Annotated in this window: 17 protein-coding genes; 9 read left to right on the plus strand and 8 right to left on the minus strand. The window is 69.1% G+C overall.

Translation table 11 applies throughout. The annotated features are described in order from the left end of the window. Window positions 1–17: 17 nt before the first annotated feature. Window positions 18–545 carry a hypothetical protein gene (locus ACVTJA_RS23350; RefSeq protein ID WP_465839285.1) on the minus strand — a complete coding sequence of 176 codons (528 nt, stop codon included), beginning with the start codon at window positions 543–545 and terminating at the stop codon, window positions 18–20. Between the two features lie 69 nt (window positions 546–614). After that, window positions 615–905: a thyroglobulin type-1 repeat-containing protein gene (locus ACVTJA_RS23355; protein ID WP_465839287.1), complete on the minus strand. Its 291-nt coding sequence runs from the start codon at window positions 903–905 to the stop codon at window positions 615–617. A gap of 416 nt (window positions 906–1,321) precedes the next feature. Here ACVTJA_RS23355 and ACVTJA_RS23360 point away from each other — a divergent pair, with 416 nt between their 5' ends. Both ACVTJA_RS23360 and ACVTJA_RS23365 read left to right on the plus strand, forming a co-directional pair. After that, a complete protein-coding gene (locus ACVTJA_RS23360) occupies window positions 1,322–2,887 on the plus strand; it encodes a hypothetical protein (RefSeq protein WP_465839288.1) in 1,566 nt (521 codons plus the stop codon). A 3-nt stretch (window positions 2,888–2,890) separates the two neighbouring features. Then, a complete protein-coding gene (locus ACVTJA_RS23365; protein WP_465839289.1) occupies window positions 2,891–3,298 on the plus strand; it encodes a hypothetical protein in 408 nt (135 codons plus the stop codon). A gap of 177 nt (window positions 3,299–3,475) precedes the next feature. On the opposite strand, the gene ACVTJA_RS23370 is transcribed toward ACVTJA_RS23365, so the two are convergent. Beyond that, window positions 3,476–5,308 (minus strand): AMP-dependent synthetase/ligase, encoded by a 1,833-nt coding sequence (locus ACVTJA_RS23370; protein WP_465839291.1) that lies wholly within the window; start codon window positions 5,306–5,308, stop codon window positions 3,476–3,478. A 102-nt stretch (window positions 5,309–5,410) separates the two neighbouring features. Here ACVTJA_RS23370 and ACVTJA_RS23375 point away from each other — a divergent pair, with 102 nt between their 5' ends. Then, window positions 5,411–6,151: an AraC family transcriptional regulator gene (locus tag ACVTJA_RS23375; RefSeq protein ID WP_465839293.1), complete on the plus strand. Its 741-nt coding sequence runs from the start codon at window positions 5,411–5,413 to the stop codon at window positions 6,149–6,151. A gap of 154 nt (window positions 6,152–6,305) precedes the next feature. Beyond that, on the plus strand, window positions 6,306–6,584 hold the full coding sequence (locus tag ACVTJA_RS23380; RefSeq protein WP_465839294.1) for a hypothetical protein: 279 nt from the start codon (window positions 6,306–6,308) through the stop codon (window positions 6,582–6,584). Between the two features lie 143 nt (window positions 6,585–6,727). Here ACVTJA_RS23380 and ACVTJA_RS23385 read toward each other — a convergent pair whose 3' ends face one another. Next, complete coding sequence (locus tag ACVTJA_RS23385; protein ID WP_465839296.1) at window positions 6,728–8,167, minus strand: serine/threonine-protein kinase; 1,440 nt, start codon at window positions 8,165–8,167, stop codon at window positions 6,728–6,730. A gap of 639 nt (window positions 8,168–8,806) precedes the next feature. On the opposite strand from ACVTJA_RS23385, the gene ACVTJA_RS23390 reads away from it, so the two are divergent. The 5 genes from ACVTJA_RS23390 (at window position 8,807) to ACVTJA_RS23410 (ending at window position 16,248) form a co-directional block, all read left to right on the plus strand. Further along, on the plus strand, window positions 8,807–10,093 hold the full coding sequence (locus tag ACVTJA_RS23390) for a diaminopimelate decarboxylase family protein (protein ID WP_465839298.1): 1,287 nt from the start codon (window positions 8,807–8,809) through the stop codon (window positions 10,091–10,093). Window positions 10,094–10,140: 47 nt separating this feature from the next. Beyond that, window positions 10,141–12,093 carry a hypothetical protein gene (locus ACVTJA_RS23395; protein WP_465839300.1) on the plus strand — a complete coding sequence of 651 codons (1,953 nt, stop codon included), beginning with the start codon at window positions 10,141–10,143 and terminating at the stop codon, window positions 12,091–12,093. 8 nt (window positions 12,094–12,101) lie between these two features. Further along, entirely contained in the window at window positions 12,102–13,184 is a 1,083-nt protein-coding gene (locus ACVTJA_RS23400; RefSeq protein WP_465839301.1) for a thioesterase domain-containing protein, read from the plus strand. A 28-nt stretch (window positions 13,185–13,212) separates the two neighbouring features. After that, entirely contained in the window at window positions 13,213–14,307 is a 1,095-nt protein-coding gene (locus tag ACVTJA_RS23405) for a thioesterase domain-containing protein (RefSeq protein ID WP_465839303.1), read from the plus strand. A gap of 114 nt (window positions 14,308–14,421) precedes the next feature. Then, the gene (locus ACVTJA_RS23410; protein ID WP_465839304.1) at window positions 14,422–16,248 is read left to right on the plus strand and encodes a WD40 repeat domain-containing protein; all 1,827 of its coding nucleotides are present in this window, start codon (window positions 14,422–14,424) and stop codon (window positions 16,246–16,248) included. 43 nt (window positions 16,249–16,291) lie between these two features. Here the strand turns inward: ACVTJA_RS23410 and ACVTJA_RS23415 are convergent, their stop codons facing one another. The 4 genes from ACVTJA_RS23415 to ACVTJA_RS23430 all read right to left on the minus strand — a co-directional run bounded on the left by ACVTJA_RS23415 (window position 16,292) and on the right by ACVTJA_RS23430 (window position 24,501). Beyond that, window positions 16,292–17,506, minus strand: a complete 1,215-nt coding sequence (locus ACVTJA_RS23415; RefSeq protein ID WP_465839305.1) for a methyltransferase — start codon at window positions 17,504–17,506, stop codon at window positions 16,292–16,294. 312 nt (window positions 17,507–17,818) lie between these two features. Continuing rightward, entirely contained in the window at window positions 17,819–18,529 is a 711-nt protein-coding gene (locus ACVTJA_RS23420; protein WP_465839307.1) for a Nal1-like putative serine protease, read from the minus strand. Continuing rightward, window positions 18,526–24,156 carry a hypothetical protein gene (locus ACVTJA_RS23425; protein ID WP_465839308.1) on the minus strand — a complete coding sequence of 1,877 codons (5,631 nt, stop codon included), beginning with the start codon at window positions 24,154–24,156 and terminating at the stop codon, window positions 18,526–18,528. Before ACVTJA_RS23425 ends, ACVTJA_RS23420 begins: the two co-directional genes overlap by 4 nt. Before the next feature lie 3 nt (window positions 24,157–24,159). Further along, window positions 24,160–24,501, minus strand: a complete 342-nt coding sequence (locus ACVTJA_RS23430) for a hypothetical protein (protein WP_465839310.1) — start codon at window positions 24,499–24,501, stop codon at window positions 24,160–24,162. Window positions 24,502–24,558: the final 57 nt, after the last annotated feature.

A 24,558-nucleotide genomic window follows, 5' to 3' on the forward strand; every position in this document is an offset into this window, starting at 1 on the left:
CTTCCACGACAGTTTCATCACCGCACGCCTCGCCATGGCGCGGGTGATTGCCACCTGGCTGCCTCGCTGCCCCACCTGCCACCGCGCCAACCCCCGACGCTCCTCACTCGGCCGGCTCGGTCTCCCCGTTCACCCCTCGGGCCCCTGACGCAGTAGTGATAACCGAGCACGCTGGGGCGCGTGGTGTCCCAGTTCATGTGGCCCTGGTATCGGCCGCTGAAGAAGGGGACGGACTTCTTGAGGAACGACAGGAGCGACCGGAAGTTGTCCCTCAGCGAGTCCATCGCGTGGAGGAACGCCGGGTCTCGCTTGGATTGTTCGGTGATATGCGTGGGATCCTGCGGGTGGAAGTTGCGCCGCCAGAAGGCGTGATCGCGGATGGCCTCGACGACGAGCCGCTCGAGCTCCTCGACGTTCTCGGCCTTGGTGCCCAGGAACCAGGCTTCCGGTGATCGGGTGCCGGCCCCCTTGAGGAAGGGCCTCTCGCCGAACTGGAAGTAGCGCTTTACGCCGGACCCGCTGCCACGAGAATTTGCTTTCGTCATTTCTCTTCGTTTCTCTTTGAAATGGTTTGAGCCGAGAGGCGAACCCACGCCAATGCGGAAGCAAGACCCTCAGCAGGTCGGCGCGGGCTGGCCCTTCTTCCGCTCGGTCCCCGGAACCTTGGCGCCGGTCTTCGGGTTCACACACCAGCTGTAGCCGGTGGAGCCGTGGGCCTGGACCAGCTCGAAGTAGCCCTGGGCGGTGCACTGCGGGACGTACGCGCCGGGGGCCGGGGACGACGTCGCTGCCTTTTGTGCCTCCACGCACGGGCCCGGGGTGGAGGAGGCGGCGTGGGCCGCCAGGGCGGTGAGCAGCAGTGTTCCTGCCGCGGTTCCAAGGATACGCAGTCGCGATGTGGTCACGATGTGGCTCCTTGCAAAGGGTGTTCTCGTGCGGCTCCTTGCAGAGGGCATTGGGGCGGGCCGCGCTCGCGCGCTTCGACGTGTCAACGGACATGTCATTGACGCGTCAGTGGCCAGGGAGCGGGGCTCGCCGGAGCCACTCGTCGAACCGGCCCGGCCACCTCGACGATGCCGGGGACCGGCGCCCCCAGCGTCGCGTCGGCCAGCCTGGCGCGGGCCGCCAATCGACGCCCGGTGGGGTATCCGGGATGGAAACCCGCGTGGTGACGCCACTTTCGAGGACGTCCGTTGCAATCGCATCCAGGTTGCGAGAGGGGCGGAGCCGCGCCGACCCCAGCCATCGGTCGGTCGTCGTATGTCATTCGATGCTGACCTTGGGTTACACCTTGTCCCAGTTGTTCATTGAGGGGGGGGACATGACCATGCGGATCCAAGCGAGGATGGCGTCACAGGTGCCTCACAACGCGCTGCCGGAGGGAACGGCGCGCGGCAACACGACGCGGGGGACTTCACCCCGGTCATCGCAGCTGACGGCTCGCCGTGCGGGCCTCTTCGAGCAGAGCGCGTTCGTCTCGAAGCAGCCGGATGTGACGTCCACGTTCAAGCGCGAGTTCGGCGCACTGGCCTCGGACAAGCAGAAGTTCCACGAGACGATGCGGACGGTCTACGGCGCGGGCTACGACTCCGCCAAGGCCGAGCAGTTCCGGCAGCAGGCCCTGAAGGGCGACTTCAGCTGGCTGCCTCCGGTGCGCACGGTTCCCGCGGAGACGCTGAACGGCGCCAACGGCGCTTACGACGCGGAGTCCGGGACGGTGCTCATCAACGCATCGCTGGACCCGTCGCTCGCGGCGTCCACCTTCGTGGAGGAGGCCGGCCACCACCTGGACACCCGGCTCAACACCGAGGACACCCAGGGCGATGAGGGCGAGCTGTTCCGCCGCGTCCTCTCCGGAGAGAAGCTGACCCCGAAGCAGGTGGCGGACATCCGCGCGGAGAACGACAAGGGCATCATCCGCGTGGACGGCCAGGAGAAGGAGGTCGAGTTCTGGGACCCCTTCGGCGCCATTGGTGACGCGGTGGGCGGCGTGGTCAAGGCCGTGGGTGATGTCGCCAGCTCGGCGGTGGACGCGGTCGGCTCGGCGGCCAAGGCCGTGGGCGGCGCGGTGGGCACGGCGGCGAAGTGGGTGGGCGGCGCGGTGGGCACGGCGGCGAAGTGGGTGGGCGGCGCGGCGAAGACCTTCTGGGACCGTTGGACCGACGGCGCGCGGAGCATGTTCACGGGCGCCTTGAGCACCATCCTGGGCGCGGTCCGCAACTGGAAGGAGGGGATCGGCACCTTCTTCGGCGGTATCGGCAAGCTGTTCCAGGGGAAGTTCGGCGAGGGCCTCAAGGACATGGGCATGGGCGTGCTGAAGACGTTCGTGCAGACGCCCGCGGACGCCTTCTTGATGATGGGGGGCCGGGCCCTGAGCGCCATCCAGACGATGGTGGGGCTGGAGCCGCCCGGGCGAAAGCTGAGCGACAGTGAGATCGCCACGCTGCGGAGCGTCTATGGGGACTCCATCGACTACTCGAAGATCCGCATCAAGGAGGGTAACGCAGGCGTCTTCGGTGCCTCCGGACGCGCGTTCACCCACGGCGACACCATCTACATCCCGAAGAAGTACCTGCCCCTGAAGGCGGACCTGTTGGTGCATGAGACGGCGCACGTCTGGCAGCACCAGAATGGCGGCACGGACTACATGAGCGAGGCGCTCCTGGCTCAGGGCGTGGGGGATGGCTACGAGTTCAAGAAGGGGCTGGACGAGGGCAAGTCCTGGAGCGAGCTCAACCCCGAGCAGCAGGCGGAGTTCCTCGAGCAGGCCTACCTCGCCGGCTGCATCACGACGCCCGGCAAGCCCTTCGTGTACAAGGGCACGGACTACACGGCGCAGCTCAACGCGGCCCTCGCCGAGGTGCGGGCGGGTCGAGGAGCGGGGTAGCCCATGAGGTCCTCGTCCCTCGCCAGGCTGGGGTGGGTCTGTGGCCTGCTCCTGTTGTCCACCGCGTGCCGCCCACTCCTCCAGGTGTCGTTGGAGGAGGGCGCGCGGTTGCCCGCCCCGCGCTTCACCGTGGTGGACCCGGAGCACGAGGACCGCCCTCGCTACAGCAACATCCAGGTGGTGAACCGGGCGGGGGACGTCTACTGGGAACTGCGAGCCGAGCCGTTCGGCGACGAGGCCAGCGTGGCCTCGCTGACCTACGGCGAGACGCCCGCCGGCTTCATCGTCCTGGACGGGCCCCGGGCGCTCCAGCCCGGGGGGCGCTATGCCCTGTTCGTGGTGGGCACGAACCGGGGCTCGCTGCACTTCGACGTCGACGCGGAAGGGCTCGTCACGCAGGTCGACCCCTAGCTTCGAGTGAGGTGCCCCTCATTCGAAGCAGAGGGAGACCCGCTCGGAATAGTCCGAACGCATCGCAGGCCTCGGAGAAGGAGCACGTCGCGAACGAGGACTTCGGCACCTCGGGGATGCCGATGCCGGAGTCAGGGGAGTCGTTGGAGTCGGAGCTGTGACTCCTCAAACGTTATCTCAGGCCCCGTACATCGACTCAATCAACGCCGCGTGCTTCCGCGCAACTGTGTGGCGCTTGACCTTCAGCGAGGCCGTGAGCTCGCCACCCTCCACCGTGAACGGACCGGGCGACACACGAAACGCCTTGATGCGCTCGAAGGACGCCAGGCCCGAATTCGTTTCCTCGACCAGCGTCCGCAGGATGTTGCTGATTCGCGGGTGCGCTGGATCCGCCGGAATACCCTCGCGTCGAGCCACCACCGCGAGTATCTCCGCGTCGAGCGCGAACAAAGCCGTACAGTAATTCCGCCCGTCGCCGACCACGACCACCTCCTGGACGAGCGGGTGTCGCTTGAGCTGTGCCTCGATCTTCAGCGGCGCCACGTATTTTCCACCACTCGTCTTGAGCAGCTCCTTCTTCCGCCCGGTAATCCGAACGAACCCCTCCGAATCAATGGAGCCGAGATCTCCCGTCCGGAACCACCCGTCGTCATCGAATGCTTCAGCCGTTGCATCCGGGCGATTCAAGTAGCCCCGGGAGACATTCGGCCCGCGAGCAAGGAGCTCACCATCGGGCTCCAGCTTGAGCTCGCATCGTTTGAACGGTCGTCCAACGGTTCCTGGACGCACGTCCTCTTTGCGATTGATGGTCAAGCCGGGGCACGTTTCCGTCAGTCCGTAGGCCTCCAGAACGGTCAGTCCCAAGGAGAGAAAGAACATCTGGACATCTTCGCGAAGCGCAGCGGCTCCCGAGAGAAGAACGGAAGCGTTGTTCAGGCCCAAACGCGCGCGCAGCTTCGCCAACACGAGGCGGTCCGCCAATCCACGCTGAGCTGCCAGCCACACCGGCAGCGAATCGCCGGCAGCGCCACGGGACGCGACTTGACGACCCACGCCCAGGGCCCATTCCAGAACCCATCGTCGCAACCCTTGCTCGCTTTCGATGGCGCTCGTGACCTTCGCCATCATCTTCTCGAAGACACGCGGAGCCGCCGGGAAGAACCCCGGGCGCGCAGCGAGAAGATCCGCTGCCAGCGTGGGCACCGACGACATGACCAGAGGCGCGCCGAAGAACGGACCCGCGAACTCCACCATTCGTCCGAAGGAGTGCGCAGCGGGTAGGAAGAGAAACAAGCCGTGCCTGAGCACGTTGTCATCCAACAGCCCAGCGTCGGCGACGTCTTCGAGCATCGTCAACATGTTGTCGTGGGTTTGAATCACCGCCTTCGGCGCTCCGGTGGTTCCCGAGGTATAGGTGTAGGTCGCGACGTGCTCGCGTCGAATCAGTGACGCCCTTCGACGCATCTCATTCTCCAACGCCGCTCGTCGGGCGCGACCCCGGGCCTCGAGGCTCTCCAGGCTCTCCCAATCGTCCGCGGGAGCAAGACCGGCCGTATGGATGACCACGACCTTCGCCCGGGCACCGAGCACGGCCGGCGAGTAGCGCTTTTCGAAGAACGTGAATCCCTCTCGAAAGGCTCGCACCTTGTCGAGTTGGCTTCCGTCGTCCACGACGATGAGCTGTGCCGCGGTGTCCACGTGCATGTAGCCCACCTCTTCCGGCAGCAGGCTCGCGTAGACGGGGACCGTCTTGAGACCGACGCTCAGGGCCGCGAAGTCGACGAGGCACGACTCCATCGTGGTGTTGCCGACGATGGTGATGCATGCGCCATCGTCCACCGGACCAGCGCTCAGCAACCCCGACGCGATGGCTTCGATGCGCGGGAGCAGCTCCGACCAGGGGACGTCGACATAGGCATCGTCTCGTCGCACACGGAACGCGACGCGGCGCGGTGAAGCGCGCGTCCGGTCGAGAATCATCTGGGAGAGGGACGGGTGTTCATCGGCCATGAGGCCTCCTCTGTTCGAACGAACAGTCGTCGGTACGGCTGGGGCAGGGGAGCGGCGGGCTCAATGCATCAAGCTACGTGCGGCGCCACGTCCCACGCTTGTATGATTCCGCAGATGCGGAGCCACTTGTTGCTGGGCGGAGGAAGAGCGCTGTACGTCGGCCGCTTCCACGAGCTGCCCAGGCATCGGTTCGCCGCCAACGCCGTTCTCGTGGGGCTCGATGATGCGTTCGACCTCGTCGACGGCGACGGGCATGTCGAACACCACGAAGCCGCTTTCGTGCGTGGGTGGCAGTGGCATGCGCTCGACTTTCATGGCGGACGAGCCGCCGTGCTGTTCCTGGAGCCTGGCGCGGGACTCAGCCGTCGGGTCGACGCGGGCGCGTTGCGCTCGGCAGTCGAGACCGCCCTTGCGGCGCGAAAGCCCGAACCCTGGACCGAGCTCTTCCAGAGCGCTCTGAATCTGGGACCCTGTCCGCTGCCGGTCGACGCACGCATCGCTCGTGTCGCCGCGTTTCTTTCCACACCCGACGACGAACCCTCCGATGCGGTGACGATGGCGCAACGGGTGGGGGCCTCCACTTCCCTCGTCGAACACCGATTCAGCGAACAGGTCGGCGTCCCGATGGGCGCATTTCGCGCCTGGCACCGGATGCAGGTGGCCACCGCGCTCGCACTCCGAGGCCGAAGCCTCACCGAAGTCGCGCACGCCGCGGGCTTCTACGATTCGGCCCATTTCTCCCGACTGTTTCGCGCAATGTTTGGCCTGCCGCCCTCGAAGGTCTTCACCCATGGCCTCACGGGCGCCGTCTTCGACGCACGAAGCGCTGACGCGAAGCGATGAGCGGCCCACCTCGCCCCGGGTGAAACATTCCGTGCGACATACTGCGCGTATGCCCGTTCAACGGATGCGGCCGGGCTGTCTGGCGAGGCTCCTCGTCCACGGAGCTGCGCTCTCCGGCGTTTCGGCCCGCGAATGAACCACTCAGGAGAAGGCGGTGGAAGCGGTGCGCGCGAAGCGCGGCTACTCCGTGTCGTTCTACCCGGCGGTGAGCACGCTCACCTACGCCGGCTTCAAGTCGTCCATGTACTGGAGCTTCGCTTCGACCTCGCTTCATTCGCTCCTCCTGTCCACGTATGGCAACGGGACGGAGAACGTGCAGGTGAAGCTCCTCCAGAACGTGTCCTACGAGGGGGGCGGCACCTGGTACGACGACGTGTTCGTCATCCTGTTCCCGCAGTCGCACAAGGTCCTCGTCTTCGAGCAGATGTACTGAGGGGACTGGAAGGTCCGCGGCGGGCAAGCAAACCTGAGCAGGGCTGCCTCGCCGCACCTCCGCGCTGGACGTGCTCGCCTACCGGGGGAGGGCGCCAGGGCCCTTCCTGCGTCCAAGCACGAGCAGGGCTCTGGAGCCGCAGGCTATGGACTGTCGTCTCGATCTGAGGGGCCCGAGGTAGCAGGGCGTTCCGAAGTCATCGCTGGGAGGTAGCACGCGCCCCTGTATTCAAAGCCATCCCACTCATCACAGTCCTTCAGGTCCACGGGCAGCTTCCTCCAACAGCCGCCGTTGATTGCGACCTGCACCTTGCCGGGACAGCGGCCGTTGCCGTCCGGGCGCCGCTGCCCTGGGAAGGGTTTCGGTGGCAGGTCTACCGCGATGGGTTGCCACACGGAGGGTGCTCGCTCGGGCGCCACCCGCGCCGTCAGAGCGGAGTCCCCGACGGCCACGGTGCCGCCATCCTTTGACTCCTCCTGCTCCGCGAGTTGAGACGGAGCGGGCGCCTCGGAGAGACTCACGCTCAACACCCCCGCAGCGCTCAGCGCCAGTGCGCCTCCGAGGCCGGCGGCCGCGACCCAAGGCCACCTGCGCGGGCGAGGAGGTGGTCGTACCGTGACGCGCTGGGGGAGGGGAAAGAGGCCCGCGGGCCTCGGCTCGTCTCCCGTGAAGAGAGGCACATCCGCCTCACGTCCCGCGCGGCGTGCCGCCTGCTCCAGCGCTTCGGCCACCTCCCGCGCGCTTCCTCGCGCCTCGGGCTGGAGTGAGAGCATCCGAGACACCAGCGCGCTCAATTCCGGAGTGCAGCGGGGGTTTCTGACTCGCGCCGTCCAGTGCGCCAGTTCCTCGGGCTTCCAAAGACAGACCTCCTCACCCCTCGGGTGCGGCGAGGGTGGGTACATCCCGGTGACGAGCCGATAGGCCGTGACGCCCAGGGCGAAGAGGTCATCCGCGGGCCCCGGGGGATAGGCGACATCCGGGGGCTTTGGGGCGCCAAGCACGAAGTGCCACGCCTCGGGCGCGCGGTAGGACGGGGTACCGGGAGGAAAGAGCTGCGACGTCAGCGTAGCGGCTCCCAGGTGGTGGCCGGCGCCGAAGTCCATGAGGAAAGGCAGAGCGTCTTTGCGCCGGACGAGGATGTTGTCGCCCTTCACATCGCGGTGGAGGCCGCCTGCCGAATGGGTGGTCTCCAGGGCTCGGGCGAGCCGGGCCAGGAGTTGAAGCACCTGCCGTGAGGACGGGCGTTGGGCCTGGGCCCACTCATAGAGCGGCACGCCCTCAATCCAATCCATGACGAGCCAGGCGTAGGAGACGCCCTCGCGGGGCTGCCAGAGGCCCTGGTCGTGCAGGCGTGGGACGGCGGGGTGGTGGATGCGGGAGAGCAGCTCGGCCTCGCGCGCGAAGCGTGCATCCCTCCGGTGCATGGCCAGCTTGAGGGCCACGACGTCCGAGTCCTGCGACTCAGCATGCACGGCGCGGTAGACGACGCCGTAGGTGCCCCGGCCGCGCTGCTCCAGCAGGCGCCACGGGCCGATTCGCGTCCCGGGGGGCAGGGTTGCCGGATTGAGGACTTCGGACTCCATGAGCTACCTCGTGAGGCGGTCCGCACCGCGCGCGAGCAGACTACTCGCGAGGTAGTCGGACTCCAACGCAATCCAGCAGGTGGACGACGGCCATCCACACCGGACCGATGTGGGGAGTCCGGAGTGCCACAGCCGTCGGCTGGTCCACATGATGATTGGGGACGCGACGGCGTCACTCCACGCGTGGCGAGATCAGCCGATGGGGCAGGGCTCCTGTGATGGGCAGGCCTGCCGTTACTGAGTGAACGGAGGCCTTGGACGGTCGTCGCGGCGCTTCGAGGCCTCTCGCCATGGCCGTGAGCCGCGCGCGAGAGCACTGACACGTCAATGCCACGCCAATGACATGTCAACCGGGGCGCGGCGGGAGGCGCTCTCGAGGGGGCTCCGTGTGTACCGGTGCTGGCATGCGCCGTGCTCTGCGAGGGCATGCCCCGGTCACCGCGCTGATACAGCACCGCGACTTGTAATCAGTCAGCGGTGTTTCCGGGGGAACTCTCGCTCGCATCGACAGAAGGATTCTTCGTGTCAACGCCCCTCGCTTCCATCTCGACAGACTCACCACCATGCCATGAGGGTTTGAACCTCTCCGCTCACTCCGCTGTTGCATCCGAATCCCTTCCTCCAGAGACCTGGGGCCTGATGCGAACCGAACAGGGTTTGTGCCTGGAGGGGAAGTCGCTCGCGAGCCTGGCGGACCGCTGGGGCAGCCCGCTGTTCGTCGTCCACGCCGCCCGGCTCGCCGAGAATGTCCGGCGCTTCCAGCAGGTGCCACCGGGCCGGCAGCGGGGTGCCGAGGTCTTCTGTTCCTACAAGACCAATCCGATTCCAGCCGTGCTCCAGAGGCTGTCCCAGCTCGGCCTCGGAGCCGAAGTCGTCTCTCCGTACGAGCTGTGGCTCGCCATGCGGCTCGGGGTCGCGCCCGGAAACATCATCTACAACGGCCCGGGCAAGACGCCGAGCATCGCGCGCACGCTCGTGCAGAACGAGCTCCTGCTCACCAACCTGAATCATCGCGAGGAGATTGCGCTCGTCGCACGGGCCGCCGCGGAGCTCGACAAGCGTCCCAACGTGGGCCTGCGCGTGGCCACCTCCGATAGCTGGTCGGGCAAGTTCGGCATCCCCATCGCCGGGGGGCAGGCGCTGGCGGCCTACGAGGAGGCGCTGTCGCATCCCTCGCTACGAGTCGTCGGTCTGCACGCGCACCGGGGCGTGGCCATCGAGGACGCCGAGACGCTGGAGCGCTTCGTTCGTGAGGTGCTGGAGTTCTGTGACGTGCTCCACGCCCGGCTCGGCCTCGCCGTGGAGATGCTCGACCTCGGCGGGAGTCTGGCGGTGCCGACGGTGCTGCCACTCGAAGCCTCACCGCTCTCGCTCACCGAGCGGGTCCGTCGCAGGCTCTCGATTGAGGACTACCTCGCGCGGCTCGTCGGGCAGGTCGAGGACCACTTCCATCGCGCCGGCCGTCCCGCACCTCGCATCTTCCTGGAGCCCGGCCGTGCGATGACCGGGAACACCCAGCTGCTGCTGTGCCGGGTCAGCAGCCTCAACGCGGCCGGAGCGGGGCCCGCGCACGCCATCCTGGATGCCGGCGAGAACATCGCCCACATCCTGCATCGCGAGTATCACGAGATATTCCACGCCGAGCGGTGGGGCGAAGCTCCGAGTGAGACGTACACCCTCGACGGCCCCACGTGCAGCCCGATGGACCGCCTGCGGACCGCCATCGAGCTTCCCCGGCTCCGGACGGGCGACACGCTCGCGGTGATGGACGCGGGGGCCTATCTGGTCTCCTTCTCGAACTCCTTCTGCTTTCCGCAGCCGGGAATCGTGGTCCTGGAGCAGGACCGCGAGACGCTCGTCCGTCGCGCGGAGACGTACGAAGACATGGTCTCCAGGGACCTCTACGCGGACGACACAGCCCGATGAGAGCCCCTGCGATGTTTGCGTTTCCGCCGCGGGATGTTCCGTCCTGCGTGCCGCGCGGCGATGCCGTCGAGCTCTCGCTCGGGCGCATCGAGGTGACGTACCTCGCGCCCGGGGAGTCGCCGCGAATCTCCATCGCCGGGCAGCCTCTCTCGATTGAAGCCGCGCTGCCGGCCCATGACACGGTGGCGTTCGCCCTGGCCGCCGGTCAGGACAGCATCCTGATTTCGGACCGGGCCACGCGGCTGGCGCTGCTCGTTCCGCGCGACGGCGCGTCACTGCGGGAGGCACGGGCCCCTCTCCATGTCACGGGGCCGGACCCCCGGCGCGCGGACCGGTTCCGCGTGACGGCCCACCACGCGGCGGCTCCCACGAGTGTGCTGTACGTCGCGCAGGCCTTCGGGCACACGACGGGCTGGGTGCCGGCCGTGCACGGAGCCCTCGCCAGGCTCCCGGACCCCGTGCCGTTCACCGCGGCCATCCGGCGACAGGAGGACGCGGCGTATGCGCGCCGGAAGGCCGAGCGCTCGGAGGGCATCCACGTGGTGCCGCTCTATTACAGCGACTCGGAGTCGGCGACGATTACGTCCGCCGATGTCGCCAACAGCTCGCGTCCGGCGCTCCTGAACCGCGAGGCGGCCCTCTTGTGGCTCGCGGACAACCTCGAGCTCGCCCGGGCCAGCGCGGGCGCCGCCGCCATCGTGAATGACTGCCGGCCGGAGACCTGGATTCTCCACCAGCTCGCCGAGCACGCGCAGCAGAAGGAAGTTCCGCTGCATGCCGTGCGATATGCGTTCGAGGAGTTCGAGTGGCTCCGTCAGCTGGAGCGACAGGCCCGGTCGACGAAGGTGACAGCGGGAGTGGCGGAGCTCCTGGCCGCGTCCGCGCCCGCAATCCACACGCGGCGCGAGCTCACGGACGCGCTGCGCGAGTCGGGGATTGACCCGCGGCGCAATCCCTCGGTCGACTTCGAGGCCTCGAGCCGGGAGCTCATGGCCAGCGTGCCGGAGCGTGGCACCGTCTGGTATCAGGCCGTCAACTGGCGTGACTGGCGGTTGCTGGAGTCGGGCCAACAGCCCTACGTGGTCATACCGCCGCTCGGCCAGGCCAGCGCGCTCTCCCCGGAACAGGCCGCGGAGCGGGCCGGAGCCCTCCTCGCCCAGCGCTCGCCGGCGCTCCAGCACCTCTTCACCCCGAGGGACTCTCGCGGCGTCGTGCTCGTGTCGCAGGGCAATGGCTTCTCCACGTGCAGCCGCCGGCACTGGCGCGCGATGCTGGCGCTGGCGGCGCGGATGGAGGACGTGCACTTCCTGCTCGCGGGCGGGAGCGCGGAGGACCGCGCGTGGCTGTCGCTCGAGCTCGAGCGCTCGCGGCCCTCGAATGTGACGCTCCTCGGCTGGATTGACGAGCACTGGAGCACGTTCCTCCGGGCCCTCACCGCCAAGCCCCAGGCGACCTTCGTCTGCCGCCCGGGTCTGAGCAGCATCGGCGCCGCACTGGTGAATGGCATTCCTCCACTCCTCATGCCGCCAGACCCGCTGGAGGGGCCGGAAGGCGGCGTGGATGCCATCACCGCGGAGGTGGCCATGGAGCGCGCGGTCTACGCGTTCCAGCTCGAGCGGCTCTATGACAGCCAGTGCGCCACACACCGGGATTCGCCGCTGCCGGTCCTCGTCGACACGCTCGGTGAGCAGGAGCGGGCGCTGGCCACGTTGCGCCGTGCGGTGGACCCGGCCGTCCAGTTGCGCCAGCGAGCGGCCATTGACGGGTACTGCAATTGGTCCCGCGTCGCGCACCTCATCGCGAGCGTGCTCGCGCGCGAGGCGGCCTCCGGCGCGCTGCCGATTCACGTCAAGCGCCGGGTGCGCGACCAGGAGCTCGCGGTCCACCGCGAGCCACCCGCCGCGCTCCCACCGTCATCACCGCGGGGCCATCACTCCCATGGGATGCGACGCGTTCGCATGGCTCGCGAGCGACGCACCCCCAGGCCCCATCACGATTGAGGAAGGTCATGCCCAGACATCTGGTGGTACCCCGAGACTTCTACGAGCTGCGGCTGTCGCGGCTCTGGTCAGACAGCCTTCGCCGTGACGACGTCGGAGTGAAGGACGACTTCTTCGAGCTCGGCGGCAACCGCGCCACGGCGGAAGCCGTCCTCGCTGCGACCTCGGCGCGGTTCGACACGCCGCTCTCGATGGAGGCGTTCCTCCAGGAGCCGACCATCGAGCACGTCGGCTGCCTGCTGCGCGCGAAGTCGAGGAAGCTCAACGAGGAGCCCGTCGTCCCGCTCCAGCCGCATGGCTCGAAGCGCCCCTTCTTCTTCGTGCCGAGCGGGGAGGGGAACGTCTTCAACTTCCACGCGCTCGCGCGCCGGATGGCGCCGGAACAGCCCTTCCACGGACTCCAGACGCGAGGTGTCCATGGCGGGCCCCCGCCGTTCGACCGCGTCGAGGAGATAGCGGCCGACCACATCGAGGCGATGCGCGCCGTGCAGCCGCGCGGGCCGTACCTTCTCGGAGGTCACTGCATCGGCGCCATGGTCGCGCTGGAGATGGCGCTGCAACTGCAGCGGCGCGGGGAGCGCGTGGCCCTGCTCGCCGCCATCGATGGACTGGCGCCCGCGCCCTTCTATCAGGATGACGTCATCACCATGGCGGACGACCCCGCCGACTTCTTCTTCTTCCTCTCGAAGGGCTTCAAGTTCTGGTTCGGCGAGGACGTGCCGCTGGAGCGCGAGGCGCTGAGCGGCCTCTCGCCGGACCAGCAAGCCGCGCGCTTCATGGACCTCGCCAGGAAGCACGGTATCTACACGCCCGATGCGCCCGATGAGCGCGCGAATCGCATCCTCGCCCTCGGCCGTCACCTCTGTCGCAATACGTATGTGCCCCAGGGCCGCTTCACGGGCACGCTCGCCTTCTTCCGTGGCCTCGACTCCCAGTTGTGCGTCACCCCCACGGGAGGCTGGGAGGAGGTCTCCACGCAGCCGCCACGCGTCCGGGAGCTCCCGGGCAACCACGTCACGGTCGTCACCGAACCCCACGTGGATGCCCTGGCGCGCGAGCTCCGGGGCGCCATCGCGGAAGCGCAGGTGTGATTCCCAACCGAAGCATGTGAGAACGACGATGCCCCAGCGTTTCATTCCCCCACGAGATGCCTACGAGCTGCGAGTCTCGCGGCTCTGGGCGGGCCCCCTGCACAGAGCTGCCATCGACATCGGGATGAAGGACGACTTCTTCGAGCTCGGCGGCGACCGCGCCCGGGCGGAGGCCGTCCTCGCCGAGACCTCGGCGCAGTTCGACACCCCGCTCCCGATGGAGGCATTCCTCCAGGAGCCGACCATCGAGCGCCTCGGATGTCTCCTGCGCGCGAAGTCGAGGACGCTCAATGAGCAGCCCATTGTCCCGCTCCAGCCACACGGCTCGAAGCGCCCCTTCTTCTTCCTGCCGGGAGGGGAGGGGACGACGCTCAACTCCCATGCGCTGGCGCGCTGGATGGGGCCTGAGCAGCCCCTCTACGGTCTCCAGACCCGTGGCCTCCATGGCGCCCGCCCGCCGTTCACGCGCGTCGAGGAGATGGCGGCCGACCACATCGAGTCCATGCGCGCCGTGCAGCCGCATGGCCCGTACCTCCTGGGAGGCCATTGCTCCGGCGGCACGGTCGCGCTGGAGATGGCGCTGCAGTTGCAGCGCCGCGGGGAGCGGGTGGCCGTGCTCGCGGTGCTGGACGCCTGGTCGCCCGCCATCGTCCGCCAGCGCATGCCGAACGAGACGTTCCTGGACGACCTCGTCGAGTTCTACTCCATCGTCGCGGCCGGCTTCCGGTACTGGTTCGACGTGGACATCGGGCTGAAGAGCGATGAGCTGCGCACCCTCGGTCCGCAGCAGCGAATCGCGCACTTCATGGACCTCGCCAGGAAGCACGGTGCCTATCCGCCGGATGAGCCCGACGAGCGCATCGAGCGCATCCTGGCGCTCTATCGCGCCGCGAGCCATTCCGGCTATGAGCCGGCCGAGCGCTTCCAGGGCCCCATCACCTTCCTGCGCGCCCAGGACAGCAAGTTCTGCGAGACGCTCACCGAGGGCTGGGAGGACGTCTCGATGCAACCGCTGCGCTTCCGCATGGTCCCGGGCAACCATGTCTCGCTGCTGACCGAGCCGCACGTGGAGAGGGTGGCGAACGAGCTTCGTGCCGCCATCGCAGAGGCGCAGGTGGCATGAGCGCGGGGCGTGAGCCCTCCGGCCCATTCTCGCGGCACGGGAGCAGGGGGGCGCCATGGCCTCCCGCCCCCTGGGTCAGGGAAGATGGCGTGCGACGTCGCTGCTGTGCCCGCCATGAGCCAACACGCCTTTTCGCCCCGACTGGATGTCTTCGGAGACGCACTGCCCGAACGGGCACTGAGCCGCTGCGGCACGCTCCGCCTCTGGCACCCTCCCTCGGAGGGCGAGCTTCCCTTCGAGCAGCATGCGGTGGCCTTCTCACCCGACTCGAGTCAGGTGGCCTCTGCCAATTCGGACACAGCCCGCGTCTGGGACCTGGAGGACGGCCGCGAGGTCGCCGTGCTCTCCGGCCACGTGGACAAGGTGGAGGCCGTGCTCTTCGTGTCTCGCACACGCATCGTCACGGCGGGTTCCGACAGCACCGTGCGGCTGTGGGATGCGGCGAGCGGCATCGAGCTTCGGCGGTGGGCGCTCGCCTGTGATGGCATCAGTCGCCTGGCCCTCTCTCCCGACGGACGCACGCTCCTGGCCGGTGCACTGGGCTTCGCCGTGCTCGACCTGGAGACCGAAGCCCTCATCCGGTGGGTACGGCCCAAAGGCAGCGCCGGAGGAACGAGCGCGCTCTCCTTCTCTCCCGACGGCTCACGCGTCCTCATGCTCGAGCGGACCAACGAGCCCTGGCGCCTGTGTGTCTTCGACACCGCGACCTGGACGCTGCAGTGGACCGCCAGCGGCGAGCTGTATGAGCGCTTCGCCTGGGCCACGTTCTCCGCCGATGGCTCCACCGTGAGCTGCGCCAACACCGGCCCTGGTTGGCGGGGCGCCGTGCACACGTACGACGCGCGCACGGGCGCGCTGCTGGAGAAGGCCGATGAGTGGGGCAGCCTGCCCGTGTCCCTGCCCGAGGGCGGGCACGTGCGGATTGGCGGCAACCGACTGGTGTTCTCCCGTGAGGGCGTGGAGGAGCGGACGCTGGAGCTCCCCACCTCCACCTTCCCCGGGGACTGGGAGCCCGTCGTGTCCCCTGATGGCCGTTGGATGTCCTTCGCTCGCGGGCCCGCGTCGGTCCTCCTCCTCAACCTGCACACAGGGGTGACCCGGCCCGAGCGCGTCCACCGGGACTGGGTGCGGCAGCTGACCTTCTCCGAGGATGGCAGGCACCTGCTGACGCACGCCCAGGACGGGACGGTGCGGCGCTGGGACTGCGACTCGGGCCGGCAGGTGGAGCGCCTGGCGGTGGAACCCTACGGGCGCGTCGTCCTTGGGAATCCTCGAGGAGACCTGGTCATCCACGATGCTCTCGCCGGGAGCGAGGTGGAGAGGGACGACTTCCTCGCGGCCTCCTCGGCCATCTGGTCCGAGGACCGCTCGCTGGTGGGGGAGCTGACCTCGGACCGCGGCGTGCACAAGGTCCGGGTGCATGACGCACGCACGGGCCGACGGCTGCACAGCGTGCCCGTCCCCGACGAGGAGTCCGGCCTGCGCGCACTGTCCCGCCGCTTCATCGTCACCACCCAGACGTCCCTGACGCCCACCCTGCGATTCTGGGACGTGGAACGAGGCGAGAGGTGGCTGGAGCTGCCCGTGCCCCTGAGCGCCTACTTCACACTCGGGTTCTCCGCCGACGAGGCGTGGTTCGCCTTCCAGGAGGCCCCTACCGTGGCAACCCTCGTCGACCTTTCACAACCCGACCGCCGCATCCGCGTACAGACGCGCGTGCGACTGTCCGCCATCACCATGTCCAGGGACGGACGGCTCCTGGCCACCGGGGACGAGCAGGGCGAGGTGCGGGTGTGGAACACCGGAGGAGCGCTGCTCGCAGCGCTCGAAGGACACCGCTCGCTCGTGACGACCCTGGCCTTCTCCTCGAATGGGGCATTACTGGCCTCGGGCAGCGCGGACACCACCGCACTCATCTGGCCCCGCTCCGCGTGGAGCTGAGCATCACGGTGACGACGGAGGAGGCTCGAGGCCCAGTGTGTGCTCAAGCGCTCCGCGACGCGATGAGCGCGAGGTTGCGCGGAGACAGGCGCGGATCGAAGAGCTGGAGGAGCTCGACCTGGAAGCCCAGCTCCTCCAGGAGGAGCGCGCGATCAAGCAGAAGCACGACCTCCAACGCCCTCGCGAAGCGGTCCCTCAGCAGATGGCAGAGCAAGAGTTCCCGCGTCTCGGCGCGAACGGACACCTCGAAGGAATCCAGCTCGGCGTCCGTCATGCCGGGAGCGAGGCCCAGGCGCTCCAGGCGGTCGCGCGCGTAGACGGCGAAGCTTCCGGCATAGAGCGTCCGGGGCGCGTCCCCTGCCCGTACGAAGCCGCGCTCGGGAAAGTGCCGCCTCGCCAGGAGATCGAACGCGAAGCGCCACGCGTATACCCGCTTCATCCGCGCGAACTCCGCCTCGGTCTTGTGATGCCGTCCCCGCGTCGTCAGCGCCAGGGCATGCGGGGTGAAGGGCAGCGGATGCGCGCCCCCGAAGCGGGAGACGGGGTAATCCCGAGGGGCCTCCAGCTTGTCGTAGCAGCAGCCGATGTTCAGGACGAAGCCCGCACCCTGGCTCTTGCGGAGCTGCGTGAGGGCGAGCGGCCCGCAGGTGTGCAGACCAATCGAGGCCCTGTCCCGGCCGGAGAAGAGCGGGTCGAGCCGTGGTTGGGGCCCGTCCTCGACGGAGGCCTGGATGAAACACAGGGTGTCCCCGCTCGGAGGGTGGGTTCTCTTCAGCCACCGCCGGCCCTTGTCCTGCAGCGCGGCGTCTCGATCGATGCTGTGGAAGGTCCACCCGAACGTCCGCGCACAGAGGCGGGCGAGATGTCCCATGCCGCCGCCGATATCGACCGCCTGGTGGATGAAGCGCGTCCTCGGCGCGAGCAGGGCGAGCACCCGCTCGAGCTCGTGGGTCTTCTTGACGCTGAGTCCCTGGGTCTGCGCGACCGTCAGCGGGTGAAGGCCCTCGTGCCAGGGCAGCGCCGTCAGTTCCTGGAGCGCGCCCAGGAGCGCGCGCAGGGACGGAGGCGGGACGCCCACGAGCTCCCCCTGGTCCAGCCGCCGCTCGCCCGCTTCATCGAGCGACCGGGCATAGGCCAACCAGTCCTCGGGATAGGCGGCGCCGGACCCGGGCCAGCCCTGGAGGATGGAGCGGGACCAGAGCGGGGACCAGGGCCGGAGTTGGTGCGTGAGCGCCTCGAGTCGCGCCTGGAAGTCCATGTCGGCGCATCCTATTCGCCGCCGCTCCGCCGGTGGGTGATGACGGGGCCGCACTCCCAGGGCTTGAGAGTCGGGTGAAGGCTCCGAGAGGGTGCCGGGTGGGCCCCACGGCTGTCCAAGGCGGCTGACGCTGCCTCGCTCGTCGATGACGGCTGGAACGACAAGATGTCCTCGCTCATCGTGAGCGTAGCGGGCGCCAACCTCGAACCCGATGTCAGGAATTGAGCAATCCGCGGATGGCCGACCCACGCGTGGAAGAGACGTTTTCGAAGAGCATCCCCCGGCGCTGTCGCGGGCGGGTTCGCACTCTGCTCAAAAGGCCGTCAGGTCGAAGAGGCGCAGGAGCCGCTCCAGCGGGTGCGCCACCCACAGCCTGGGCCGACGCAGCTCGCCGTGCGCCACGTCCACCGCGTCGCCGATGTGCATCCCCACCACCGTGCGCTCGCGCGTGTCGACGATGAGCGCTCCCGAGTCACCCTCCACGCCGAAGGGCTGTCCATCCACGGACTCGATGAGAACGTCCTCTTGCGCGCCATGGCCACGGGACGGCCAGTCCACGGCGACGATGCGTCCCTGGCGCACACCCGAGGCCCAGCCCACCTTGAGCACGGGGTGGCCCACGCGAGGCTCGCCGGGCACCGGCACCCAGGGCAGCGAGGGGAAGGTGCTCGCACAGAGCGTCTCGTCCACGGGCGCGGCGATGCACGCGTCCGCGGAGCCCGGAGCCCCACGAACTCCGGAGGCCAGCACCCGCGCCACCGGGGTCCGCGAGGGCGGCGTGCACAGCCAGACGGGCTCGGACTCCAGCGAGAGGAGCGGGCCGGGCGGAGGAGGGCGCGGCAGGGCCGGAAAGGCGCGCAGCGCGGGCGGGGTGAGCAGGTGCGCCACCGTGAGCAGCGCCGGCCGCCCCGAGGCGCGCTGGCGGAACCACCCACCCAGCGTGCCGCGCAGGAAGCTGCCCGGCTCGGCCAGCGCATCCCCCGCGCGCAGCACCCTCGCGGACTGTTCCCCGGGCGCGCTCACCGGCAGCCGCGCAGGTGGCCGAAGTCGCAGTTGACCATGGGGCAGCTGTTGGGCGGCATGGGGGGCGGCGCGGGAGGCGGAACCCATGCCCGAGGCAGAGGAGGCACGGGCACGCCTCCCACCAGGGCGCCCGCCTGGGGTACGGCGTACGTCAGGCGCGTCACCGTGGAGGTGATGGTGTTGTCGATGTGGGTCGCGTTGTGGGCCTGCGGCACGGAGTAGTAGTTGGGGCTGGGGACGGCGGCCACGGCGTGGGCCGCGTTGAGGTTGCCTGCGGTGGCGTTGCCATAGGTGGCCGGCGAGGCATTGGCCAGAGTCACGTTGCAGGGCAGGCGCAGGCCGTGGTTGGCGTGGCGCACCAGGCTGTGACCCACCGCGCGGTCCAGCACCGTCACGTCGCGAAGCAGCGTCACCTGCTGCACGTGGCGCTGGCCCAGGCTGAAGTCGAGCGCCGCCAGCCGGGCATTCACCGTCCGCGCGGTGCGCCGGCCGTCGTGGTCCCCGTTCGTGGAACCGTCCACGACGACGGAGCTGTTGGCGGCCAGGGCGCAGTGCTGCGGCAGCTCCACCAGCAGGGTGCCGGGCGCCCTGTCGTAGAGCGTCACCACGGCGCCGCCCACCCGGGCCGTCGAGCTGCCGAGGGCCCCGGTGGAGACGGCGATGAAGTAGTAGTCCGCGTCCACCACCTCCGTGACTTCGAAGGTGCCGTCGTAGGTCGGGTCGGTCGCCTCCGTCAGCGTCACCCGCTGGAGCCCGCGCTGATGGTTGAGGTGTGTCACCGTGCACTTCGTCCCATCGTCGATGACGAGGACGCGCTGGCCTCCCACCCGGGCATCGATGCGCAGCGGCTGTCCGGTGGTGACGTTCGTCTCGTAGGTGTCTGCATCGACGACGCGTGTCACCGTGTGCACGGCCTCCAGCGCGAGGTTGCGGGTGCCGCTGATGCGCACCTTGCCGAGCCCGCGCCCGTGCTGGTTCTGGTTGATGGTGCACGCCGCGCCGTCGTCGTCGAGTGTGATGGCCGTCCCATCCACCAGGATGGGACGGTTCACGACGATGCTGGCGGAGGCGTAGTCCGTCTCGAAGACGTTGGCGCCGTGGACGGCATCCACGGAATGGAGCTGGTCCACGCCGGCGGCTCCGCTGCCGAGGACGTTGAGCGTGTCGTGCAGCAGCCGCCCGTGGGCATTCTGGGTGATGAAGACCGCGGTGCCCGTCTCGTCCGTCATCAGCGCCCGGGTGTTGTCCACGCGGCCCGCCACGGCGACGAGGATGCCGCCCGTGGAGATGCTCGTCCGGTAGTGGTCCGCGTCGATGATGGCGGTGATGGGATGGGCCACGTTCAGCGCCGGGTGGGCCGTGCCGCTGACGTTCACCGTCTCCAGTCCCCGCCCGTGGGCCGCGTGGTGGACGGTGCACTGCGTACCGTCGTCTTCGACGAAGACCACCGCGCCCGCCACCTGGGCCGCGTAGCGGCACTGCCGGCCCGTGGTGAAGCCGAGGCGATAGGTGTTGGCGTCGACGATTGCCGATACCTCGAACTCGCCCTCGAGCTCGGCACAGGCCGTGTCCGTGACGTGCACCGGCCCCAGTCCGCGGCCATGGGCCACGTGGTGGATGGTGCAGCGCGTGCTGTCGTCGTCGACCTGGACGTCCACGGCGCCGGTGTCACCCGCGAGATTCACGTGCGCGTGGGCGCTGGTGACGTTCGTCTCATAGGAGTCGGCGTCGATGACGGTGGTGACGGTGTGCACCGCGTCCAGCGCGGGAACGCCGGTGCCACGAACCGTGAGGGTCGAATGCTGGGCCCGGCCATGGCGGGGCTCCCGGATGGTGCACTTCGTCCCGTCATCGTTGATGACCAGGTCCGTGCCGCCCAGCCGCGCCGCGAGGTTGTTGTGGTTCGCGGTGGTGGTGACCGTGACGTGGTAGCTGTCGGCGTCGACGAGGGCCTCGACGGAGTGCTCTCCGTCCAGCGCGGTGCCGGTGCCGCGGATGCGGACCTTGCCGAAGCCGAGGCCGTGGCCGGGATGGTGCACCAGGCACTGCCCGGGCGGCGCGTCCACGAGCATCGCCGGGACGCCCACCCGGGCCTCCGGGAGGACCCGGTCGGCGTTGCCCGTGGCGTCCAGCGTGTAGTGGTTCGCGTCCACCACGGCGGTGAGGTTGCGGGCGCCGTCAAGGGGCGCGCCCGCGCCATCCAACGTGACGCCCACCGGCTGGGCGAAGCCGTGCTGGGGCTGGTGGACCAGGCACTCACCGGGGGCGATGTGGAGGAGCTCCACGGCCTCGGCGGTGACGGTGTTGGGGCCCGTCGGGTCCAGCAGCGAGCGGGTGGGGTGATGACCGGCGTCGATGACCGGGTCCGGCACCTGCTTGGGGGCGACAAGGGGGCGGGGCGGGGCCTGGCGCTGGCAGTGCACCAACTGGTCCGTCTGGAGCACCCCGTGGGTGGCGAGGCTCCGCGCCGACGCCTCCGCGGCCTGCTGGGCGGTGACGACCCCGGCCAGCGCGTGCTGACGCAGCAGCTTCCAGGCCTCCTCGATTCGCGCATGCGCGGCGCCACGGCGCTGCGTGGCATTACCCACCGCCTGCGTCCGGGCGACGGCGATGGCGTGGCGCAGCGTCGCGCGGGTGGCCGGGGTGGAGGCATGGCGGGTGAATGCCGCGGACGTCATCGCGGCCTCGGCGGCATCCGCCACGTCGTCCGCGTCGTTTCCGCTCGTGGTCTTGGCCGCCGTGGAGGCCCTCACGACGACCTGCGCGGACTGGAGCTGCGTGTACGCCTGGTTCACTGCCGGCAGGGTCTGCTCGTAGCCCTGGACGGCGGGCTGCACCAGGGCGGCCTGGGTGCCGGACAGTTCCCGCCAGGACAGGAGGCAGTTCTGCCGCTGCGTCAGGAGCGTGCCCAGGCGGTGCAGGCGCATCATCGTGGCGGCGTTCTTGTCGGGCCCCGCGGTGATGGTGAAGTAGTCCGCCAGGCCCCCGGGGACGCCCACCGCGTGCGTGACGCCGTTGGGGTAGACGCGGCCGGAGACGTCCCGCAGCTGGATGGAGGTGGTGGCTGGCAGGCCGTGGGCTGGCGCGAGCACGAAGGCGGACCCGGGCGCCGCCTGGAGGACGGTGATGGGCACGCTCGCGCGGCCCGCCACGGCCACGGGGGTGCCGCCAGCAAGGGGACGGCTGGCCACGGGCACGCTGTAGTGGTGCGCGTCCAGCACGGTGATGTTGTAGGGCCCTCCGTCGTATGCGGCGCCCGCGTGGGCGAGGGACACCATGACGGGGGTGCCCGGGAGGAGCCCGTGGTCCCGGTGCCGGACGACGCAGTGGCCCGCCGGCACGTCGTAGATGACGGCGCGCTCTCCGTCGGACGTGCCATCCGGCTCCACCACGGCCGCGGCCGGGCCCGCGGACAGGGGCACGGTGTAGTAGTCCACGTCGATGACCTTCACGGCCACGCCCATGCCGTTGTAGAGGGGCGTCACGACGTTGACGTTGCTCCCGTTGAGCAGCCCGTGGCCGGGGCTCCAGACGAGACACTCGGCGTCGTCCCGGTCCAGGAGGGTGACGACCGACTCGCAATCGGCCGTGGCGACGGTATCCGCGGCACCCCGGGCAAGGTCGATGGAGTAGTGGTCCTCGTCGTACTCCTCCGGGGCCTGTTCCGTGGGCGTCTTCTTCAGCAGGCGGACGGTGTAGGGGCCTCCATTGAAGGCGCCGTGGGGAGAGTTGGAGAGCCACACCTGGTCTCCGGTGGACCGGCCATGCCCCGGATGGCGGACGAGCGTGCGCGTGTTCTGGGCGTCCAGCAGCGTCACGGTGATGTCGGACGCGGTATCCATGCGGTGGTGGTAGCCGCGCAGCCGGTAGAGATTCACCGCCTCCTGGAAGGGATGCCCCTCACCGCTCACGGCATAGCCGTGCTTCCCCTTCGGGTGGGCATTGGTCGCCTGGTGGAAGATGCCGTACGAGTAGACGACGGTGGGCGGCACGCCATGGAGCGGCGGAGCGGCGCGGGGGATGTACCGCTCGACCAGCCCATGCTTGGCGCCGTGGTGCGAGGCGACGAGCGCCACCACCTTGCCGTCCAGGTCTCCGCTGTGGCACGAGGCGATGTTCTCGTGCATGGCATCGCCCGTGAGCAGCACGAAGCGCTCGTTGGGGAAGAGCTCGGGGCGGGCGCCCTCGGCGTCGAGTGCGCGGCGGTGGCCGACAGGCGGAGCGTCCGGGTCCTCCTGGATGCGCACCAGCGCCACGAAGCCGTTCTCGTTCTTGTTCGACTCCGTGATGGTGTTGCTGTCCCGGGCGCGCAGGAGGAAGCCCCACTCGAGCTCCTCGAACTGCCGCTGGTTCCTGGGGCGCACGCGCACGTGGGTGAGCCGGTTGAAGAAGTTGCGGTCGTCCGCATTCACCCTGCCGTCGAGCACCAGCCACGGAAGGTGGAAGGCGGACGGATGGTCCACCGCGAGGTCGCGGTGGTCGGCGTCGAAGTGGGAGAGCACCACCGTGGGGTTGCCGGCGAGGCAGGGCCGGTAGGCCTCCGGGAGCGTCTCGGTGAAGCCCGACTTGGCGCGGCCGAAGTCGTAATAGAGGAACGGGTGGCCGTCCGCGTTGAAGAGGGCGCTGCACGAGCCCTGGCCGATGTCGAACACCCCGATGAATGCGACCTTGTCGCTCAGCCGGGCGCTCTGCTGACCGGTGCTCTCCGACGGGAGGATGCAGAAGACCTCTTCCAGCCGCTTCGTGCGCTCGCCCGGGTCCTCCACGGCCACCAGCCAGCGCGTCTCGAGCGGACCATGCTTGAGGCTGGGAAGCTGCGGGCGGTACTCCACCTCGAAGGTGCCGTTCTCCTCACCCATGGCCGGACGCTCGGTGGAGAGCTTCAGCTTGAACCACTCGTTCTCGCCGACGCTGACCTTGCCCTCGCGCGTGGCCAGCGTGAGCGTGTACTCGACGGAGCGCTCCGGCTCGTCCGGGAAGGTGCGGCCGGTGAGGAGGGCGACCTCGGCGTTCTCGACGAAGGGATGGGTGCGGTGGAACGTGGCGTGGTCCAGCCCGTCCTGCGAGTCGAACCACTCGGCATCGATGACCGAGAGCGTCACCAGGGTGTGGTCGCCCGTCGCATCCTGCTCGAACTTGCCGGGGCTGCAGTAGAACCACTTCTCGGGAGGCTCCTGCTCCTCCTCCGTGAGGTCGGGCTCCTCCTCCTCGGGCGGCTCGGGCGGGGGCAGGGAGTCCATGCACGACGCCACGAGCCGGACCAGCAGTTCCTCGGTGAAGGTCGCGAACTCGCGAGACAACCTGGGCTCTTCCGTCCGCTGCCGCTTCCAGGGCCTGGCCGTCTTGGGAGCCTGCCGCGAGGAGGACTGTCGGTCGTCGTTCCGGTTGGACGTGCCGGGAGGCTGTGCGTCGTCCTCGCGCTTGCGCTTGCGCTTGCGCTTCGCCGCGGGCTTGCGCATGCCGCCCTTGCGCAGATTGCGTCGCTTCGGGTGCTTCGGCGCGGACGGGTCCACGGTGGAGGACGTGTGGGCGCCCGAGCCCTTTTCGTCATCGTCCTTGCGCTTGCGCTTCTTGGCGTTGTTGTCGTCGCCGTTGCCGGGGGGGCCGTCGTCTCTGAACCAATCCATCGGTCAGGCACCCTCGCCGAGGACCAGTTGGTAGAGCATCTCGGCCCGTTCGTCCGGGGTGACATCGCTGGAGAAGGGGCCGTGGGGAGGCACGCGCAGCGGCACGTCGAAGCCGTCGCCGAAGCGCCACGCCGCCAACACGAAGAGCGCGGCATCACACTCCGTCACGAGGCCATAACCCTCCGCCTTGCGGACCTGCGCCAGGACGAAGTCGTGCAGCGGGCCGTCTCCCAGGTCCACGGCCGGGGCGGAGGTCTTCCGCAGGTGGGACATGACCTTGCGAACGAAGCGCTCTCGGGAGGGGTCCGCGAGGAGGTCGAGCTGTTGCTTTCGGATGGTGAGCACCGGCCGCATTGTCCGAAGTGCAACGGGGCTGGGTCAACCCACTGTTTCCGAGATGCT

This window comes from Pyxidicoccus sp. M6 (genome assembly GCF_055568925.1).

What these genes read in the sequence shown, in the direction of transcription:
- ACVTJA_RS23350 (WP_465839285.1), bottom strand. Translation starts at nt 545, where the DNA reads ATGACGAAAGCAAATTCTCGTGGCAGCGGGTCCGGCGTAAAGCGCTAC.
- ACVTJA_RS23360 (WP_465839288.1), top strand. Translation starts at nt 1,322, where the DNA reads ATGACCATGCGGATCCAAGCGAGGATGGCGTCACAGGTGCCTCACAAC.
- ACVTJA_RS23365 (WP_465839289.1), top strand. Translation starts at nt 2,891, where the DNA reads ATGAGGTCCTCGTCCCTCGCCAGGCTGGGGTGGGTCTGTGGCCTGCTC.
- ACVTJA_RS23370 (WP_465839291.1), bottom strand. Translation starts at nt 5,308, where the DNA reads ATGGCCGATGAACACCCGTCCCTCTCCCAGATGATTCTCGACCGGACG.
- ACVTJA_RS23375 (WP_465839293.1), top strand. Translation starts at nt 5,411, where the DNA reads ATGATTCCGCAGATGCGGAGCCACTTGTTGCTGGGCGGAGGAAGAGCG.
- ACVTJA_RS23385 (WP_465839296.1), bottom strand. Translation starts at nt 8,167, where the DNA reads ATGGAGTCCGAAGTCCTCAATCCGGCAACCCTGCCCCCCGGGACGCGA.
- ACVTJA_RS23390 (WP_465839298.1), top strand. Translation starts at nt 8,807, where the DNA reads ATGCGAACCGAACAGGGTTTGTGCCTGGAGGGGAAGTCGCTCGCGAGC.
- ACVTJA_RS23400 (WP_465839301.1), top strand. Translation starts at nt 12,102, where the DNA reads ATGCCCAGACATCTGGTGGTACCCCGAGACTTCTACGAGCTGCGGCTG.
- ACVTJA_RS23405 (WP_465839303.1), top strand. Translation starts at nt 13,213, where the DNA reads ATGCCCCAGCGTTTCATTCCCCCACGAGATGCCTACGAGCTGCGAGTC.
- ACVTJA_RS23410 (WP_465839304.1), top strand. Translation starts at nt 14,422, where the DNA reads ATGAGCCAACACGCCTTTTCGCCCCGACTGGATGTCTTCGGAGACGCA.
- ACVTJA_RS23415 (WP_465839305.1), bottom strand. Translation starts at nt 17,506, where the DNA reads ATGGACTTCCAGGCGCGACTCGAGGCGCTCACGCACCAACTCCGGCCC.
- ACVTJA_RS23425 (WP_465839308.1), bottom strand. Translation starts at nt 24,156, where the DNA reads ATGGATTGGTTCAGAGACGACGGCCCCCCCGGCAACGGCGACGACAAC.